Source organism: Kitasatospora sp. NPDC056181, assembly GCF_042266225.1.
Classification (GTDB): domain Bacteria; phylum Actinomycetota; class Actinomycetes; order Streptomycetales; family Streptomycetaceae; genus Kitasatospora.
Genome location: NZ_JBHJUK010000332.1, coordinates 1 through 1,590, shown reverse-complemented (window position 1 = coordinate 1,590; position 1,590 = coordinate 1). Strand labels below are relative to the sequence as shown.

2 protein-coding genes are annotated in these 1,590 nt (G+C 73.7%); one reads left to right on the top strand and one right to left on the bottom strand.

Annotated features, from left to right (window positions below; translation table 11 throughout):
- Window positions 1-216 precede the first annotated feature (216 nt).
- Complete coding sequence (locus ACFC1F_RS43335) at window positions 217-765, top strand: hypothetical protein (RefSeq protein ID WP_376167331.1); 549 nt, start codon at window positions 217-219, stop codon at window positions 763-765.
- A 102-nt stretch (window positions 766-867) separates the two neighbouring features.
- Here ACFC1F_RS43335 and ACFC1F_RS43330 read toward each other — a convergent pair.
- A partial coding sequence (locus tag ACFC1F_RS43330; RefSeq protein ID WP_376167329.1) for a hypothetical protein occupies window positions 868-1,590 on the bottom strand: 723 nt, incomplete at its 5' end.

The window sequence follows — 1,590 nt, the reverse complement described above, 5'->3', positions numbered from 1 at the left end:
CTCCCCGACCTACGCCGTCGGGGGGGCCGGGGGCCCCCCCCGGGGGGGGCGGCCCCGGGCGGGCCCGGGCCCGCGGGGCGGGGGCTCCCCGCCACGACGGGGGCCGGGACGACGGGGGGCCGGGACGACGGGGGCCGGGACGGCGGAGGGCCGGTGCCCCGGGGCGTCCGGGGCCGACGCCCGGGCGGCGGCGCACACGTCCGCAGGGGGATCCGCATGACGAAGGACCGCGCCGGCCTGGCCGGCCTCATGGCGCTGCTGCGCGCAGCGCACGCCGAGCACCGCCACCGGCTGGAGCTCTGGGACTGCGACGTCCCCGCCGGCGCCGAGCTCAGCCGCATCCCCGCCGGGACGCCCGTCGGCGTGGCGGACCTGCTGGCCGCCTCCGACGGCGTCTACCTGAACCACTCCACCCGGCTCTTCGCCGCGGACGAGCTCGACGGGCAGCAGTTCTCCGAAGGCCTGGTCGGCGCCGAGCTGCCCGGCGGTGCACCACTCGATGACGCCTCGCGGTTCCACTTCTTCGGCCGGGCCCGCGGGAACCCGCTGCTGGTCGACCGCGACGGGAGCGTCTGGCGGGTGCCCGACGACGGCTTCGTCTGGTACACCGGTTGCCGGCTGGAACGGCTCACGAACGACGTCGTGACCTTCTTCACCGACTGGGTGGCCGCCCCCGGCTTCCGCGACCTGGCCGGACTCGGGCCCGAGGACCTCGCGACCAGCCACTGGTACCGGCTGCTGCGGCTGACCGCCCTGGCTCCGTGACGCCCCGCCCCGGCCGGCAACGCCGGCAGGGGTAGGACAGGGCGCGTCCGGCGGCTCCCGCCGAAGCGCGGACGGGCCGGCCGGCCCGGGACCCTGCGGGGGTCAGCCGGTCTTGAACTTCCAGTTGCCGAGGGCCGTCCACTGGCTCCAGGGGCTGCCGTTGGCGTTGTAGGCGTGCGAGATCACACCGTCGGCGCCGATCCCGAAGGCCTCGGCCGCGTTGACGCCGGACTCGTAGACCACGGACGGGGTCCCGGCGAACTTGTAGTTGGTGCTGAGCGACTCCCAGCCCGCCCAGGGACCGGCGTTGATGTTGTAGGTGTGGTTGAGCACACCGTCGGGGCCGATGCCGAACAGCTCGATCGCATTGGTCGAGGCGTTGTAGACCGCGGCCGGGCTGCTGCCGAAGCGGAAGTCCGGGCCGAGGACCTCCCAACCGCTCCACTGGCCGCCGTTGAACAGGTACTTGTGGGACATGATGCCGTCGAAGCCGGTGGCGAAGACCTCGGTGACCTTGTTCACCGGGTTGTAGACCACGGCCGGGTTGGACGTGAACCGGAAGTCCGGGCCGAGGGTGGTCCAGCCCGTCCAGGAGCTGCCGCCGGTGCTGTAGGCGTGCGACACGATGCCGTCGGTGCCGGTGGCGAACACCTCGGCCGTCCTGGTGTCGGGGTTGTAGACGGCGGCCGGGCGGCCGGTGAACTTGTAGCCCCTGTCGAGCGGGTCCCAGCCCGCCCAGGGACCGGCGTTGATGTTGTAGGTGTGGTTGATGACGCCGTCGGTGCCGACACCGAACAGCTCGACCGCGTTGGTCGCCTCGTTGTA